This window comes from Acinetobacter sp. YH01009 (assembly GCF_013420765.1).
Lineage (GTDB): Bacteria > Pseudomonadota > Gammaproteobacteria > Pseudomonadales > Moraxellaceae > Acinetobacter > Acinetobacter amyesii.
Window position 1 is genome coordinate 248,350 of the sequence record NZ_VOYE01000001.1, and the last position, 14,325, is coordinate 262,674.

Below are 14,325 nucleotides of genomic sequence, written 5' to 3' on the forward strand. Positions count from 1 at the left end.
TATGATCGACCCGAAATTACTCAGAAATAATATTGAGGCTGTAAACTTAGCCTTAGCAAAACGTGGTGTTCAACTTAACGTAGCAGAGTGGGCAGACCTTGAAGCTCGCCGTAAGGAAATTCAGTCTAAAACTGAGTCGTTACAAGCTGAACGTAATGCTGGTGCAAAACAAGTTGGTCAAATTAAAAAAGCTGGCGGTGATGCATCTGAAATCATGGCACGTATGTCTGCTATTGGTGATGAAATTAAAGCCGCAGAAGTTGCACTTTCTGAGCTTCAGGCTGAACTTGAAGCCAAATCTTTATCGATTCCAAATTTACCTCATGAGTCTGTGCCAGAAGGCAAAGACGAAAATGACAATGTTGAAGTTCTAAAGTGGGGTACACCACGTCAGTTTGATTTTGAGATCAAAGACCATACTGACTTGGGTGAAATGATGGGCGGTTTAGAATTTGAAACCGCAACCAAATTGACAGGTACTCGTTTTAGCGTACTCAAAGGCCCATTGGCGCGTTTACAGCGTGCAATTACCCAATTTATGTTAAATACACATACCTTGGAAAATGGCTATACAGAAGCGTATGTACCTTATTTAGTTAATGCAGATTCTTTACGTGGTACAGGCCAATTGCCTAAATTTGAAGAGGATTTATTCAAACTTCAAGGCGAAAAAGAATACTACCTGATCCCGACTGCAGAAGTGCCTGTAACCAACTTCGTGCGTGATGAAATCATTGACCCAGAACGTCTACCTTTAAAATATGCAGCACATACGCCATGTTTCCGTAGCGAAGCGGGTTCGTATGGCCGTGATACACGTGGTTTGATCCGTCAACACCAATTTGACAAAGTAGAAATGGTTCAGATTGTAAAACCTGAAACTTCGATGGATGCTTTGGAAGAATTAACGGGTCATGCCGAAGGTATTCTTCAAGCATTAGGCTTACCATACCGTAAAGTCGTTCTGTGTGGCGGAGACATGGGCTTTGGTGCAATCAAAACTTATGATTTAGAAGTTTGGGTGCCAAGTCAAAATACCTACCGTGAAATTTCATCTTGCTCATGCATGGGTGACTTCCAAGCACGCCGTATGAAAGCGCGTTACCGTGCTGACCAAAAGAAAACTGAGTTTGTACACACGCTGAATGGTTCAGGTTTGGCAGTTGGTCGTACTTTACTTGCCGTGATGGAAAACTATCAACGTGCAGACGGTTCAATTGAAATTCCAGCAGTACTTCGTCCATATATGGGCGGTGCTGAATTTATCGATTAATAGTCGATAAAGTGCATACATTTGTGCACAAAAATTGCTTAAGACAATCAGATTTAAACTATTGAGGTCGTGTGTGGATATCTTTCCAATCTCTTTGAAGTTGCAGCAGCAACCTTGTCTGATTGTTGGTGGTGGTCGAATTGCATATAGAAAGGCTGTGCTGCTTGCAAAAGCGGGCGCTCAGCTGACAGTTTGCTCACCCGAAATTGAAGATGATTTATTGACCTTGGTTAATAAAACCCAAGGTCAATATCTCAACTCGATTTATCACGAATCGGTTTATCAAGAAAATGCCATTGCGCTGCGTCAGTTTCGTTTAGTGATTGCAGCAACCAATGACAAAGCGGTCAATCAGGCGGTTTTTGAAGCCTGCGAAGCTGAAAATGTCTTGGTCAATAGTGTTGATGATCCGCCGCATTGCCGTTTTATGGTTCCTGCGATTATTAACCGTTCTCCGCTGGTCATCTCCGTAGCATCCAATGGCACATCGCCAGTACTCTCGCGTCAAATACGCACCCAGTTAGAAAGCTCAATACCGCATGGCATGGGCAAACTGGCTGAGTTCTCAGGTAAGTGGCGCGCAGCCGTTAAATCCAAAATCGTCAATCCAGATGAACGCCGTATTTTTTGGGAAGACTTGTATGCAAGTCCGCTCAAAGAGCAGGTATTTAATGACAATTTGACCGAAGCCAATCGTTTGATTGAACAGGCCATATTGGAATGGAAACAGCCGAAAGGCGAGGTGTATTTGGTGGGTGCAGGGCCGGGTGATCCTGAACTGCTGACCTTAAAAGCCCTGCGTTTAATGCAGCAAGCGGATGTGGTGATCTATGACCGTTTGGTTTCTCAGCCGATTATGGACCTCTGCCGCCGTGACGCTGAAAAAATTTACGTAGGTAAAGCACGATCTAATCATGCTGTTCCGCAAGAAGGCATCAATGCCTTACTGGTGAAATATGCAAGTGAAGGCAAACGTGTCTGCCGTTTAAAAGGCGGAGATCCATTCATCTTTGGCCGCGGCGGTGAAGAAATTCAGGAACTTTTTGCGGCAGGCGTTGCCTTCCAAGTCGTTCCAGGGATTACTGCTGCATCTGGTTGTTCGGCTTATGCAGGGATTCCTTTAACGCATCGTGATTATGCGCAAAGTGTACGCTTCCTGACAGGCCATCTGAAAGAAGGTTCGCCTGAGCTGCCTTGGAATGAGTTGGTTTATCAAAATCAAACGCTTGTGCTGTATATGGGCTTGGTCGGTCTAGAAAAAATTTGTGAGAAACTCATCGCGCATGGGCAGCGTTCAGACATGCCTGTCGCATTGGTTTCTAAAGGGACGACACCTGAACAAACAGTCGTGGTCGGGACATTGGCAGATATTGCATCTAAAGTCAGTGAATACCAAATTCAGGCGCCTACATTGACGATTATTGGTGATGTGGTGAGTCTGCGTGAACAGCTTCAATGGCTGGATTGATGGATGGCCTATTATTTTGCTGGCTATTATTTGTTGCGGCTTAAACAGCATGCATTATTGAACAGGGCTAATCAATTTATTCGTACTTGCAGTTCTTGCATTAATGATCATTTGATTAGCGATTGGTCTTATTCATGCGTTAAAAATGCACATTTTAAAATAGAAGATGTACAAAGCCAGTTTAATTTGTCTAATTTGCAATTGAGTAACTTGCGGAAGTGGGCTGATCAACATAGTTTGCAAGATCAGGTTGGTTGGATCAGCCTCTTTTACGATATTGAAACTGCTTTAGAATATAAGCATAAATTCTTTGAGCATTGTCAAAATGTTCACTTATTATCAATGTATATTGATGAAGAATATAGACAGGATATTCTTGAAATTTATAAACCTGCTTTTCCTAATATAGGAGAGGTCGGCCTTTATGCATGTTTGAAGAAGGTAATTGTTGAACCTGAAGATACAAATGAATTACTTTTAGGCTATGACTATATTGGCATAGAACCTTGTGGAGATTTTCACAGTTTTCATTGTCACCATCTTGCAGATAGGCTTTGTGAGAAATTCAATTTAGAACTTAATTACAATAATTTATTTGATGATTCTTCAAGACAGTCTGAAATTGAAGATTTTCTAAATGATGAATCGTCAGGACTTGAAGCAGTCCCATGGGGGATTGCAAAAGTGAAGTTGGTCAAATCTTGGTAAATATGTATTTATCAAACAATTTAATATAGAGAAAATACGTGATACATGTTGTTTTATACGAGCCAGAAATTCCTGCAAATACAGGGAATATCATTCGTTTATGTGCCAATACTGGAGCGCAGTTGCATTTGGTCAAGCCATTAGGCTTTGAGCTGGATGATAAAAAACTTCGCCGCGCCGGTTTGGATTATCATGAATGGGCGCACATGAAAGTGTGGGAAAACTTTGAAGAATGCCTTGCGGGCTTAAAAGCGCAAGGTATTGAGATGGATGCCATTTATCCATTAACCACCAAAGGATTTGAAACACCGCATACCTCTAATCTAAATCGCCCTGTAGCATTGTTGATGGGGCCAGAAACACGTGGTTTGCCAGAAGATGTCCGTATGATGTTCCCGAAAGAACATTGGATTCGCCTGCCGATGGCACCAAATTCACGCAGTTTAAACTTGTCCAATGCTACTGCTGTGATTTTATATGAAGCTTGGCGTCAGCAAGACTTTAAAGAATTGGTCTAAGTGTGATCTGTTCAAAAAGCCGCTCTATCGAGCGGTTTTTTATTGGGAGTGAACACAGTGAACCGTTTACAGCAATGAAGTTTTGTAAAATAAGGGCTTAAAAACTTCAGCATCAATATAAAAATGTGTATAAGAACACTGTGAAGAAATAAAACGGGTACTTAAAACTTGAAATCTATAAATTTAAAAGCTTTTGGTGTCGTGATTGCGACCGGATTCATTTCATCAATGAGTTGGGCTAATCCAACCGTATCGAACACAACAGAACAGACACCAGTGACCGTCACTGCAACTACAGAAAATGTTCCAGTTGTACCGAAGGTTGAGGTGATCAAGCCTTTTACTAAGGCTGAAATCCAGCAGGGCATGCTGGAAATGCAGCAAAGGCAAAATCAGCGTATTGAGGAATGGGGAAAAACACTAAAAGCCGACGATTTTGAGCGTTCTTGGTATGGTGGTCGCCAATTGAAAAAAGCAAAGCGTCAGGAAGTATGTGGGCTATATCAAGACTTAGTCAATGAAACATACAGCTTGGCTCAAAAAAATAAAGCGCGTCTTAGCCCTGCCGATCAGCAGTTAGTAGCAGATCGAAATCAATTTATTCAAAGTTTAGGTTATGAAAAAAATATAGTAGATACCAAGATGGGTTTTAACTGCCGCTTAAAATAATCGGTGTGTATTATTGCTTTGATCCATTTCAATAATTAATGTCCTTGATGTCGAAACAACAAGGACATAGAAAAGCTTAAGTACTTTTAAAAGCTCAAATTACCTCGTGAATTAATCAATTAGATTAAAGTCACTCAGCTCTGTTTGCAGATGTTTTGGATTATTTGCAAACAGCAGTTGACCGCTGGTGTATAACCAACCCAATTGACCTTGCTGCTGAAGACGTTTCAGTAAGACGTCGTTAAATGTCGACGTTGCAAAGACAGTTTCGCTAAAGACTTTAAACTCACCGACATTGGTGTTTTCACTGTCTTTCATAAACAGCATACCGTTTTTGGTGGTTGAACTCATATCTAAAGCACGGCTGACTAAGCGGTAACCGTCTTTAGCTTGCTCATCGATCATCTCCTGTAATTTTATGCTGCGTTCTACACTATTGCTGCCGGTTGGGTAAGTTTTATAGCGATAGCTGTAAGTGCCATGGTGTGCGCTGCTATTTATACAGGTTGCAACTTTAGGACTATTTTGTTTGCCGTTCAGAACTTCAGGTCGTAAACCTGTGAAATAGTTTTTGAACTGAATAATACGGCAGCCTTGGGCACCCAGTGTATTAAGTATGGTTTCCAGTTGCACTGGGTCGACGAGTGGGGAAACATAGCCGCTGTCATAGGTGTATGTTGCGGTATCATTTTCCTTCTTAATAAAATAATCTTTGAAATTCAGGGCATTGGTTGGTCTGACGCTATGCAGGTATTGATAGCCTGATTTGCCTTTTTCGTTTAACTGATTACGCCATGTAAAATAAATGTCAGCGGTAGAGGGTGCTGTACGATCTGCCACAATATGATTGAAACGCGTATTTTTATTGGCAAGTTTCATGTAGCTATTAACATTGCCATTGTCCAAAGTTTTAGAATCATAGCCAATTAACTTATAACCACTTTGTCCCATTGTATTGAGCTGAGCCAAGAAGTTCACAGTGTCGGTGGTATTAATAAAGCTCTCAGTCTTGAAGTCTGCAGTTGTGATTTTGGTTTTCGGTTTTAAATTGGTGAAGAATTCATTGGAATTTTTTGTATAGCAGCGGCTGTCCTTGAGTGGGTCAGTAATTAGACCACGTTGCATGATGATATAGCTTGGATTTGAAATCGTCGCATTAATTACGCAGAAAGAATGATTATTTAAAAAAGTTAAGACACGGTTGGTAGTCGCGCCACCCCTGACTGGTTGAAACTTAATCGCATGATATTCAAAGTTATTTAGTGTTGCAGCCGGCTGTATTTCACTTATAACCATGTCATGAAGTAATTGATAGCGTTTGGAAATAAATTCGCCGCTGCAGGTTTTGCTTGAACTATTGTGTACCGCATATTTAAGTTCTTCGTTCAGTGCACTGACTGAATTTTCACTGGTTTTATGAATTGAAATTTGTGGTAAATCGCAATTACTGTTACCGAGAGCAGAGTTCCCTTGAATCCATTCACCTGTGAATTTATCCGCTACAGTTGTTGGCGTTGGCGTTGGCGTAGGTGTAGGTGTAGGTGTAGGTGTAGGTGTAGGTGTAGGTGTAGGTGTAGGTGTAGGTGTAGGTGTCGCGCCACCATCATTGGAGCTTGATCCACCACAGCCCACCAATGTCGTAAATACAGCAGCGATAATGCTGATTTTGTGATTATTATTCATGACTAGTGCTCAATAGAGTAAAGTTGTTATGTACGGCTGATGCGGTTGTATAAACATTTAAAATCAAGATTTATTGAACAAGGTGTGATTCAATCCAGCCATTGCCATGTTCTGTAGTGACTTCTATCAAACCTGTTTTAGTCATGTTTCCCGCAAAAATAATATCTGCATTTTTTGACAGTTTATTAATGACTTGGCTCGATTTATCGGCAGTTTTATAAAGCGGTAGATTATTAATTTTAGGTCTAAGTTGCTGTCCCATACTGAAACCATTTGCAGCATAATTTGAATTAGTCGTGGCCTGACTGCCTGTCCATTCTTTTGCGGTATTCGATACTTCTTTGGATGTTTCATTAAATTGATTCAGCGTATTTCTTAAATCACGCATGGTATCGGCAAAACCTGCATATACCGGTATTGAAGCTAAAGACAGACTGCTAACGATGACTAAATGACGAATTTTCATGAACTTTCTCCTTTACTTTGTTATGTCATTCCGCGTGATATTTGACGGATTCATAACATTCGCGGTGTTTAAATAATTATAAAATGCGAAAATTTAGCATTTTAAAAATAGATCATTTATACTTCACTTGTAAAGAGGGTGGAGTGGTGAAAATGAATGTAGAAAGCCAGAGTGAACATCTAAAGCAAAGTAAAAATTGGTATCAGTCCTTACCGACGGAATGGCAAAATTGGTTGAATGAAAATATTGAAAATGGTTGCGATGTACAGAAAATAAGTCTAATTTTACAATCACATGGATTAAGCCCAAGGGTGGATCAATACTTATTTTCTGAAGATGAACAACTTTCAGAACAGCTGCAAAATGAACTTTTGGACTACAGTCTTGAGAGCTTAGAGACAGTTGAAATTTTAGAAAAAATTAAGCAAAAAAATATTTCAAATCATTTGATCATTCAGTTTTTAAAGCATGTAAACAATAACGTAATTTTAAAAAAACTGAAGCAACTACAGCAACAGCAGAATAAACAGCGCTGGTTATTACAGGTGATGGGTCAATTGAATCAATTGAACGACCACAGTCCATCCACAATCGATTGCATAGAAACACCTGATTTTGCAACATTTCTAGAGCAGTATTATAGCCAGATGCGGCCGGTCATTTTAAAAGGTGGGATACAACATTGGCCTGCATTGCATAAATGGAGTCCTAAATATTTTGCACAGCATTTTGAAAATGAGTTGGTTGAAGTCCAGATGCATCGTGAGCAGTATCAAGATTTTGAAAAAAAATCGGTACAGTTGAAACGCATTATTTTGATGCAAGATTTTGTCGCACAAATCAAAGCCACTAAGCGTAGCAATGACATTTATTTAACTGCGAATAACGCCGCTCAAAATAAGCAGTTCATGCAAAAGATAAGTGAGGATCTAGGTGACTTCGCCAAAGGTTATTGTCAAAACGAGATCAAAGATCGACATTTTTTATGGTTTGGCCCTGCAGGCACATTTACACCACTGCATTATGACTTAACCAATAATATGTTGGCACAAATCTATGGACGTAAAAAAGTGACTTTGATTCCTGCATGGCAAATGCCGTATATGTATAACGATCATTGGGTATTCAGTCAGGTTTCAGACGTCGCAAAGGCTGATCTAGTAGCCTATCCACTGTTAGAAAATGTGACACCGTTCGAGTGCATTTTGCAACCAGGGGAAACCTTATTTATCCCAATTGGTTGGTGGCATAGTGTTGAAAGTTTAGATATCTCGATCAGTGTTTCTTTTACGCATTTTAATGTAAATAATCATTTTTTTACTGAATATCCTCAAGATCTCATCAGATAAAAATTGTGAAGTAGATTAAACAATGCGAAAATTTCACTTATGCAGTCTAATTTTCATGGCAATTCAATGAGCAAACTTCTCACTAATGAGGCAGATCAAAATTTACAGCAAGTATTGGTGCTGATGAATGAGCTGAGCCAATGGCTGATTCGCTCAGGTGTGGGATATACCGAGTTTACTGCTGCATTGAAACCGGTTTTTTTCCAACAAGCTGTACAAGAGTTAGAGCGTATCGATCAAAAACCGACGATTTCCGCGATCAGTTTACTTTCTGGCCTGCACCGTAAAGACGTGACTGCTTATAAAGAAGTGATTTCTGAGGGTAAGGATCTGACTGAAGCAACTGTTTCGGAGCCAATTAGTGTGCCATCACGTGTGATTGGTTTGTGGCTTGCAGAAGGCTGGGGGGATTCATTGCCCTTTAGTAGTGAGTCGGAAAATAGTTTTGAAATGTTAGTGAAACGTATCTCCACCGAGCGCCATCCACGTTCGGTACTCAATGAGCTTGTTCGTTTGGAAATTGCCACTGAAAAAGATGGACAGGTGTATTTACAACAACGTCGTTTTATTCCAGATCCTTCGCAGTTAGAAGCACGTAAAATTTTAACACGAAATGTTCAAGCGCATTTAGAAGCGGGTTTGCATAATTTATTGAATCCTGATGAAATACCTTACTTAGAACAAGCCATTTGTGCTGACGAATTAACAGAAGAATCGATTAATAAATTACATGAAATGAGCTTAGAGCTTTGGCAGAAATACTCACTACAACTTTTAAAACTTGCCGCGGAGCGTTGCGCAATGGATGACGGGAATCCTGAAGCAAATCGTGCATTTCGCTTTGGAGTTTATCAACATGATGCGAAAATTAAATTTTAAGACTTTAACCCTTTGTGGCTTGATCAGCGTTTTAGCGGGTTGTGACATAGAGTTTTTTCGAAGTGGTGGGGTTACAATTGAAGGTACAGGTGATCCAATCATTGATATCGGTCATGCAGGGGATGGCCGCGGAACAATTATCTTGGGGACACGATATTTAGAGTTTTCAGCTTCCGTGCAGGATTCTTGTTATGGCGTGGAACGTAAATTAGCCTTCCTCAATCCATTTGATCGTCAGTCGATTGACACAAAAACGTATGTAGAAATACCTGCTGCCCAAGCGGATCTTAATTCGCAAAATGTTCAATTGATCTTAAAAAATACCAATAGCGTACCAGTCACCATTCATTTGCAATGTGATATGCCATTAACCATGCAATTATTCGAGCAGGTTAGACCATATTTTCCAAAACAAGTATGTGATACACCTATAGATATCAAACTCTATCCACAACAACAGCATATATTTGAAGCAGCTGTAAATTTAGAGACTGTTGAAGATGGTATATGGTCACACGGTGATGGAGCATCGGTTGAATTAAAAGGCAATACACCAGACAAGTGTGAAGAAATTTCAATTCAATTTCAGCAATCTAGAAAATTCATACAACCTTAATTGGTATATTTAAAACAAAAAAGGCGCTTTAAGCGCCTTTTTTGTTTAGAGATAAACTTGATTAGAATTTATCATCAAATTCGTTATGTTGTGGTGCTGGGTGTTTAAAACCTTTAGTTTTATAACCAAGGTATAAAATACCGAACATTGCCCACCATAAACCATATTTCAAAGCAGTTTCTTCAATTTCTAACCACATCGCAAAGATACTGATAAAGCCAAGCATTGGAATAACGACAAAGCTAAAAATATCTTTGGCTGTTTTTGTGCGGCCATCACGAAGTGCATAACGTGAAATCACAGATAAGTTCACGAAAGTAAAGGCTGTCAATGCACCAAAACTAATCATCGAAATGACAATATCAAGATCCATAAAGCCCGCAGTTAATGCAACCGCACCTACAATCATGATGTTGTACGATGGTGTGAAGTTTTTCGGACTAATATGACCAAAGATCTTCTTGTTAATGACGCCATCACGCCCCATTACGTACATCAGACGTGATACACCGGCATGTGCAGAAATACCTGATGCCATTACTGTCACAATCGCAAAAGTTAAAACATAGGATTGGAACAGTGAGCCGCCGACGAGCAAGAGTATCTCTGGCTGTGTTTCAGCAATATTCTTGAAATAGTTACCCGGCTCAGCAGGGAAGAACAGCTGCATGAAGTAGGTACTAATAATGAAGATAATCCCTGCGATTAAAGCAGTTAAGAAAATCGCTTTCGGCAGTGTTTTCTCAGTATCTTTTGTTTCTTCTGCCAATGAACTTAATGAGTCAAAACCAGTGAACGAGAAGCACAGTAATGTTGCACCTGTAATCAGCGCACCCACAGACGTCAGCTCATTCCAGAATGGCTCAAGGCTCCATAATTGGTAGCGTTCTGCCGCAGAAATCGGGCCATCAGCATTGAAGCCCATTTGAAGCTTGCTGTAGACCATCCACGTGAAAATACCAATTACTAATAACTGCACAAGTACAATCAGGCTGTTAAAGTTAGCAACAAAACGTGCGCCGCGTAAGTTAATTCCAGTCATGAATGCCGTTAGCACAATGACCCATACCCAGTGGTTTACTGTTGGAAATAGTGCTTCAAGGTAAATCACTGCAAGAATAATATTCACCATTGGAGACAGCAGGTAATCTAGCCATGATGACCAGCCCACCATGAAACCAACGTTCGGGTGAATGGATTTTTGAGCATAGGTATACGCCGAACCCGATGATGGATAGCGACGGATCATATGTCCATAACTGATAGAGGTAAACAAAATTGCAATCAGGGCAATAATGTAAGATGTCGGCACGTGTCGATGACTTTCTTCAGAAACTAGACCGAAGGTATCGAACAAGGTCATCGGCTGAATATAAGCCAAACCAATAATAATAATGTGCCAGAGTCCAAGCGTTTTTTGCAGTTTAGCTGCCGATTGAGTCCCAGAGATATTTGTCAACGGCGTTATCCTCTTATCGTTGATCAAGGATCAGTCATATTCTAAGGATCGTTTGAGACGAACGATCCCCCCTACGTTTTAAAACAAAAGTGCGCCAATCTACTCCAAATTGGTACATTTTGTCAGTAACTTTGAAATTATTTTTAGCAGAAATTATGCCAGTTTGATTAAAAAATAACTGATATTGTGTTCTGCAAGTGAAAAGCCCGATGTTTAAAAAAACATCAGGCTTAATTTTTCGCTATATTCGCTTATTTTTCAGCAATTACCAAGCTTTTTTTAGAATAGTTTTGAGGTCTTCTAAGCTGGCTTCTTTAGGATTATAAATAATCGATCCATCATTCAGTGCTTTCTCTGCCACTTCATCTAATTGAGCTTCTGTCACCTTGCCAGTTTCACTCAAAGTACGAGGTAATTTGGTCAAACTAAACAAGCGGTCACGCATGGCTAAAAGTGTTGAAATGGCTTTTTCAGCGCGGAGGTTGGCCGGCGTTTGTGCATAAATATCAGGGCCAGCCAGTGGTAATAGCAATTCAGCAATCTTATCGCCATTTACTTCTTTGTTGTATTCCAACACATACGGCAGGAATAAGTTCATGCATAAGCCGTGGGGCAGGTGAGCGACTGCACCCAGTGCATGACCTAATGAATGCACTAATCCAACCATCGAATTCGAAAATGCAATTCCTGCCATCGTAGAAGCTTGTGCAAGTTCTAAGCGACCATGTGCATCGCTGGTATTATCTAATACACCAAATAAGCTATTGCTAATTTTCTTGATTGCGGCAGTTGCATAGGCATCTGAAATCGGGTTCGCCGCCATGCACGTATAGGCTTCAATGGCATGCGTCATCGCATCCATCGCTGTCATCGCCGTAAGATGGGGTGGCAAAGTTTGCGTCATACGTGGGTCAAGAATTGCCGCATGTGGCATCAAATAATTCGATGCAAAGGCCATTTTTACATTCTTTTCAGGGTCAGAAACCACAGCGACCATAGTCACTTCTGAACCTGTACCCGAGGTTGTTGGAATCACAAAAAATGGTTTTAACGGTTTTGGTAAGTTGTGCGCACCTGAGTATTTCAGTAAGTCATCGCCACCTTCAGACACCAAGATATTGGTTGCCTTAGAGGTATCAATGACTGAACCGCCACCGACTGCAATAATGGCATCACATTGGTTGTCGCGGTAAAGTTGAGCCGCTTTACGTACGGTTTCTAAACTTGAGTCTGGCGGTACATCATCAAATATATAGCCAATTACCGTCTCGGTACTTTCAAATGCCGCTTCAATCGGTGCAAGTAATTGGTTACTGCGAACGCCTTTGTCGGTAATGATCATGGGGCGTTTAGCACCCAACGTAGACAGTTCAAATGGGATGTGTTCTAAAGCAGCATGGCCAGCAATCACTTTTACAGGACAGAAAAATTCGTAATATGGTTTAGCCATGTGTTATGCGCTCCGTTTTAAATAAGACTGGGCTACTTTTAAATAAATATTTGCAGCACCACTGAGTTTTTCTTTTAGGCTTAAATGTGTTGGATATTCTTTGACAGCCAATTCAGCCACCAATTTAGGTAAAATTAATGCTTCCATTTTGTTGAGACAACGCACCAGTCGGATCGCATAAGACAAATCACCATCGGCTATCATGCGGTCATTGGCAAAGGCTTGTGCGGTACTTTCTTGAAATGAGAAGACCAAAAAGGCATGACTCAAATGCTTAAACGTAATGGTTAAGTCCGGCTTTTGAGTGCCGGGTGTGAGGAGTTTGAGTTGGTGGTCTTCCGTGACTTGCGCGACAAATGCAGCACCATTAGGAAAAACGTTCATAGATAAAATAAAATTAACTGGAAATTTAGAAACTTCTTGTTTAATTTCTTCATCGACCTGGCTCGCCATGACCAGACCTCTACCAATCACATCCATCATGAGTTTGACATAGGCCTGCTGGAGCGCGGGTTTAACGGATTTAGTTGCAATCACGTGTACATCCCTTATCTATAATTATTAAATTTAGAGCTTTTACTCTAAATTATTTTATTTGAGAAAGCAAAGTCTTTTATAGTTGTTTGACTGTTACGTCTTTAAAGTAACCACTGTTTTTCAAAGTATCAATGATATCGACGCATAAGTTTTCAAATTTAGGGTAATCCTGTACTAAATCTTGTATGCGCACCATTTCCAATCCTGCATAGCCACATGGATTAATGGTATGGAAACCAAATAAATCGCAATCAATATTCAGTGCTAAACCATGATATGAGCGGCCTTTACGAATTTTAAAGCCCAATGAACCAATCTTTCGTTCATTGACATAAACACCCGGCGCATCAGGCTTGGCATAAGCTTGAATATCATATTTGTTCAGCAAATCGATCATGAGGGTTTCGGCATACGAAACCAGTGTACGAACATTCCAGCCCAAACGGTTTAGGTCAAACATGAAATAAGCCACCAATTGACCCGGCCCATGCCAAGTGACTTGTCCACCACGGTCTGTTTGTACCACAGGGATGTTACTTTGCACCAAAATATGTTCAGGCTTACCAGCTTGCCCCTGAGTTAATACGTCGGGATGCTGTAATATCCACAGTTCATCAGGGGTGTTTTCATCGCGCTGTTCAGTGAGTGTTTTCATCTCTAAAAAGCGGTCTGCATAAGGGGTCAGGTGGTTATATTGACGAATAATTAATTCGGGTTTTTGAACAGTTTCAGTCACGTATTTCGTGTCCTTTTCTATCAAAGTTATGTATGGATTATAATGAATTAAGCGTACAAAAGGGGGTTAAATACTGAATACTTGAAGGGATCACTATTGTATTTAGACATAAAAAAACACGCTCTAAAGCGTGCTTTTTTAATTGCATCAACAGAATTACAGCGCAGTACGAATGTGTTTACAAGCTGCTAAATCCGCATAGACCGCATGTACTTGTTCTAACTCTTCGAAACGTAATTGAGCAGTAATTGAATGATATTTACCTGTGCGAGATGGCGTCACCGTCATTTTGCTGCCATCAAAATCAGGAAAATGTTTAACAAAAATTTCATTCACTGCTAGGCGAAGTTCTTCACCTGCATTACCAATCAATTTAATTGGGTAGTCCATAGGGAAGACCCAAAGATGCTCTTGCAATTCACGTGAAGGAGCGCGATTAGTCATATCAGTCATGGGACACCTCATTATTTAAAAATACCTGCAATGAGCAGGTATTTGGAATCATTTGCTACAT

Annotated in this window: 15 protein-coding genes; 8 read left to right on the forward strand and 7 right to left on the reverse strand. The window is 40.4% G+C overall.

Annotation, left to right across the window (positions count from 1 at the left end; genetic code table 11):
- The first annotated feature begins 1 nt into the window (after position 1).
- The 5 genes from serS to FTT76_RS01220 all read left to right on the forward strand — a co-directional run bounded on the left by serS (position 2) and on the right by FTT76_RS01220 (position 4,636).
- Positions 2 to 1,273 (forward strand): serine--tRNA ligase, encoded by a 1,272-nt coding sequence (serS, locus tag FTT76_RS01200; protein ID WP_180007573.1) that lies wholly within the window; start codon positions 2 to 4, stop codon positions 1,271 to 1,273.
- Positions 1,274 to 1,346: 73 nt separating this feature from the next.
- Positions 1,347 to 2,741 carry a siroheme synthase CysG gene (gene cysG, locus FTT76_RS01205; RefSeq protein ID WP_180007574.1) on the forward strand — a complete coding sequence of 465 codons (1,395 nt, stop codon included), beginning with the start codon at positions 1,347 to 1,349 and terminating at the stop codon, positions 2,739 to 2,741.
- Positions 2,742 to 2,744: 3 nt separating this feature from the next.
- Positions 2,745 to 3,449 carry a hypothetical protein gene (locus tag FTT76_RS01210; protein ID WP_180007575.1) on the forward strand — a complete coding sequence of 235 codons (705 nt, stop codon included), beginning with the start codon at positions 2,745 to 2,747 and terminating at the stop codon, positions 3,447 to 3,449.
- A gap of 38 nt (positions 3,450 to 3,487) precedes the next feature.
- Positions 3,488 to 3,967, forward strand: a complete 480-nt coding sequence (locus tag FTT76_RS01215; protein WP_111885295.1) for a tRNA (cytidine(34)-2'-O)-methyltransferase — start codon at positions 3,488 to 3,490, stop codon at positions 3,965 to 3,967.
- Positions 3,968 to 4,135: 168 nt separating this feature from the next.
- A complete protein-coding gene (locus FTT76_RS01220) occupies positions 4,136 to 4,636 on the forward strand; it encodes a hypothetical protein (protein ID WP_218946185.1) in 501 nt (166 codons plus the stop codon).
- A gap of 111 nt (positions 4,637 to 4,747) precedes the next feature.
- Here the strand turns inward: FTT76_RS01220 and FTT76_RS01225 are convergent, their stop codons facing one another.
- Together FTT76_RS01225 and FTT76_RS01230 are read right to left on the reverse strand one after the other, a co-directional pair.
- The gene (locus FTT76_RS01225) at positions 4,748 to 6,319 is read right to left on the reverse strand and encodes a PT dipeptide repeat lipoprotein (RefSeq protein ID WP_180007576.1); all 1,572 of its coding nucleotides are present in this window, start codon (positions 6,317 to 6,319) and stop codon (positions 4,748 to 4,750) included.
- 70 nt (positions 6,320 to 6,389) lie between these two features.
- Positions 6,390 to 6,785: a hypothetical protein gene (locus tag FTT76_RS01230; protein ID WP_180007577.1), complete on the reverse strand. Its 396-nt coding sequence runs from the start codon at positions 6,783 to 6,785 to the stop codon at positions 6,390 to 6,392.
- Positions 6,786 to 6,937: 152 nt separating this feature from the next.
- Between FTT76_RS01230 and FTT76_RS01235 the strand changes: the two genes are divergently transcribed.
- The 3 genes from FTT76_RS01235 to FTT76_RS01245 all read left to right on the forward strand — a co-directional run bounded on the left by FTT76_RS01235 (position 6,938) and on the right by FTT76_RS01245 (position 9,629).
- Positions 6,938 to 8,134 carry a cupin-like domain-containing protein gene (locus FTT76_RS01235; protein WP_180007578.1) on the forward strand — a complete coding sequence of 399 codons (1,197 nt, stop codon included), beginning with the start codon at positions 6,938 to 6,940 and terminating at the stop codon, positions 8,132 to 8,134.
- Between the two features lie 66 nt (positions 8,135 to 8,200).
- Positions 8,201 to 9,013 (forward strand): DUF6502 family protein, encoded by an 813-nt coding sequence (locus tag FTT76_RS01240; RefSeq protein WP_180007579.1) that lies wholly within the window; start codon positions 8,201 to 8,203, stop codon positions 9,011 to 9,013.
- Positions 8,991 to 9,629, forward strand: coding sequence for a hypothetical protein (locus tag FTT76_RS01245; RefSeq protein WP_180007580.1), 639 nt, complete (start codon positions 8,991 to 8,993; stop codon positions 9,627 to 9,629). The genes FTT76_RS01240 and FTT76_RS01245 overlap by 23 nt, the downstream gene beginning before the upstream one ends.
- Positions 9,630 to 9,690: 61 nt before the next feature.
- Here FTT76_RS01245 and FTT76_RS01250 read toward each other — a convergent pair whose 3' ends face one another.
- The 5 genes from FTT76_RS01250 to FTT76_RS01270 all read right to left on the reverse strand — a co-directional run bounded on the left by FTT76_RS01250 (position 9,691) and on the right by FTT76_RS01270 (position 14,255).
- Positions 9,691 to 11,088 (reverse strand): APC family permease, encoded by a 1,398-nt coding sequence (locus tag FTT76_RS01250; RefSeq protein ID WP_180007581.1) that lies wholly within the window; start codon positions 11,086 to 11,088, stop codon positions 9,691 to 9,693.
- Between the two features lie 265 nt (positions 11,089 to 11,353).
- Positions 11,354 to 12,538 (reverse strand): iron-containing alcohol dehydrogenase, encoded by a 1,185-nt coding sequence (locus FTT76_RS01255; protein WP_111885299.1) that lies wholly within the window; start codon positions 12,536 to 12,538, stop codon positions 11,354 to 11,356.
- 3 nt (positions 12,539 to 12,541) lie between these two features.
- Positions 12,542 to 13,075, reverse strand: coding sequence for a hypothetical protein (locus FTT76_RS01260; RefSeq protein ID WP_180007582.1), 534 nt, complete (start codon positions 13,073 to 13,075; stop codon positions 12,542 to 12,544).
- Between the two features lie 76 nt (positions 13,076 to 13,151).
- Positions 13,152 to 13,811, reverse strand: coding sequence for a lipoyl(octanoyl) transferase LipB (gene lipB, locus FTT76_RS01265; protein ID WP_180007583.1), 660 nt, complete (start codon positions 13,809 to 13,811; stop codon positions 13,152 to 13,154).
- A gap of 156 nt (positions 13,812 to 13,967) precedes the next feature.
- Positions 13,968 to 14,255 carry a YbeD family protein gene (locus tag FTT76_RS01270; RefSeq protein WP_078191448.1) on the reverse strand — a complete coding sequence of 96 codons (288 nt, stop codon included), beginning with the start codon at positions 14,253 to 14,255 and terminating at the stop codon, positions 13,968 to 13,970.
- Between the last annotated feature and the right edge of the window lie 70 nt (positions 14,256 to 14,325).

Excerpts from the sequence above, each read along its gene's own strand:
- serS (WP_180007573.1), top strand. The coding sequence starts at position 2 with ATGATCGACCCGAAATTACTCAGAAATAATATTGAGGCTGTAAACTTA.
- FTT76_RS01210 (WP_180007575.1), top strand. The coding sequence starts at position 2,745 with ATGGCCTATTATTTTGCTGGCTATTATTTGTTGCGGCTTAAACAGCAT.
- FTT76_RS01225 (WP_180007576.1), bottom strand. The coding sequence starts at position 6,319 with ATGAATAATAATCACAAAATCAGCATTATCGCTGCTGTATTTACGACA.
- FTT76_RS01230 (WP_180007577.1), bottom strand. The coding sequence starts at position 6,785 with ATGAAAATTCGTCATTTAGTCATCGTTAGCAGTCTGTCTTTAGCTTCA.
- FTT76_RS01235 (WP_180007578.1), top strand. The coding sequence starts at position 6,938 with ATGAATGTAGAAAGCCAGAGTGAACATCTAAAGCAAAGTAAAAATTGG.
- FTT76_RS01240 (WP_180007579.1), top strand. The coding sequence starts at position 8,201 with ATGAGCAAACTTCTCACTAATGAGGCAGATCAAAATTTACAGCAAGTA.
- FTT76_RS01245 (WP_180007580.1), top strand. The coding sequence starts at position 8,991 with ATGATGCGAAAATTAAATTTTAAGACTTTAACCCTTTGTGGCTTGATC.
- FTT76_RS01255 (WP_111885299.1), bottom strand. The coding sequence starts at position 12,538 with ATGGCTAAACCATATTACGAATTTTTCTGTCCTGTAAAAGTGATTGCT.
- FTT76_RS01270 (WP_078191448.1), bottom strand. The coding sequence starts at position 14,255 with ATGACTAATCGCGCTCCTTCACGTGAATTGCAAGAGCATCTTTGGGTC.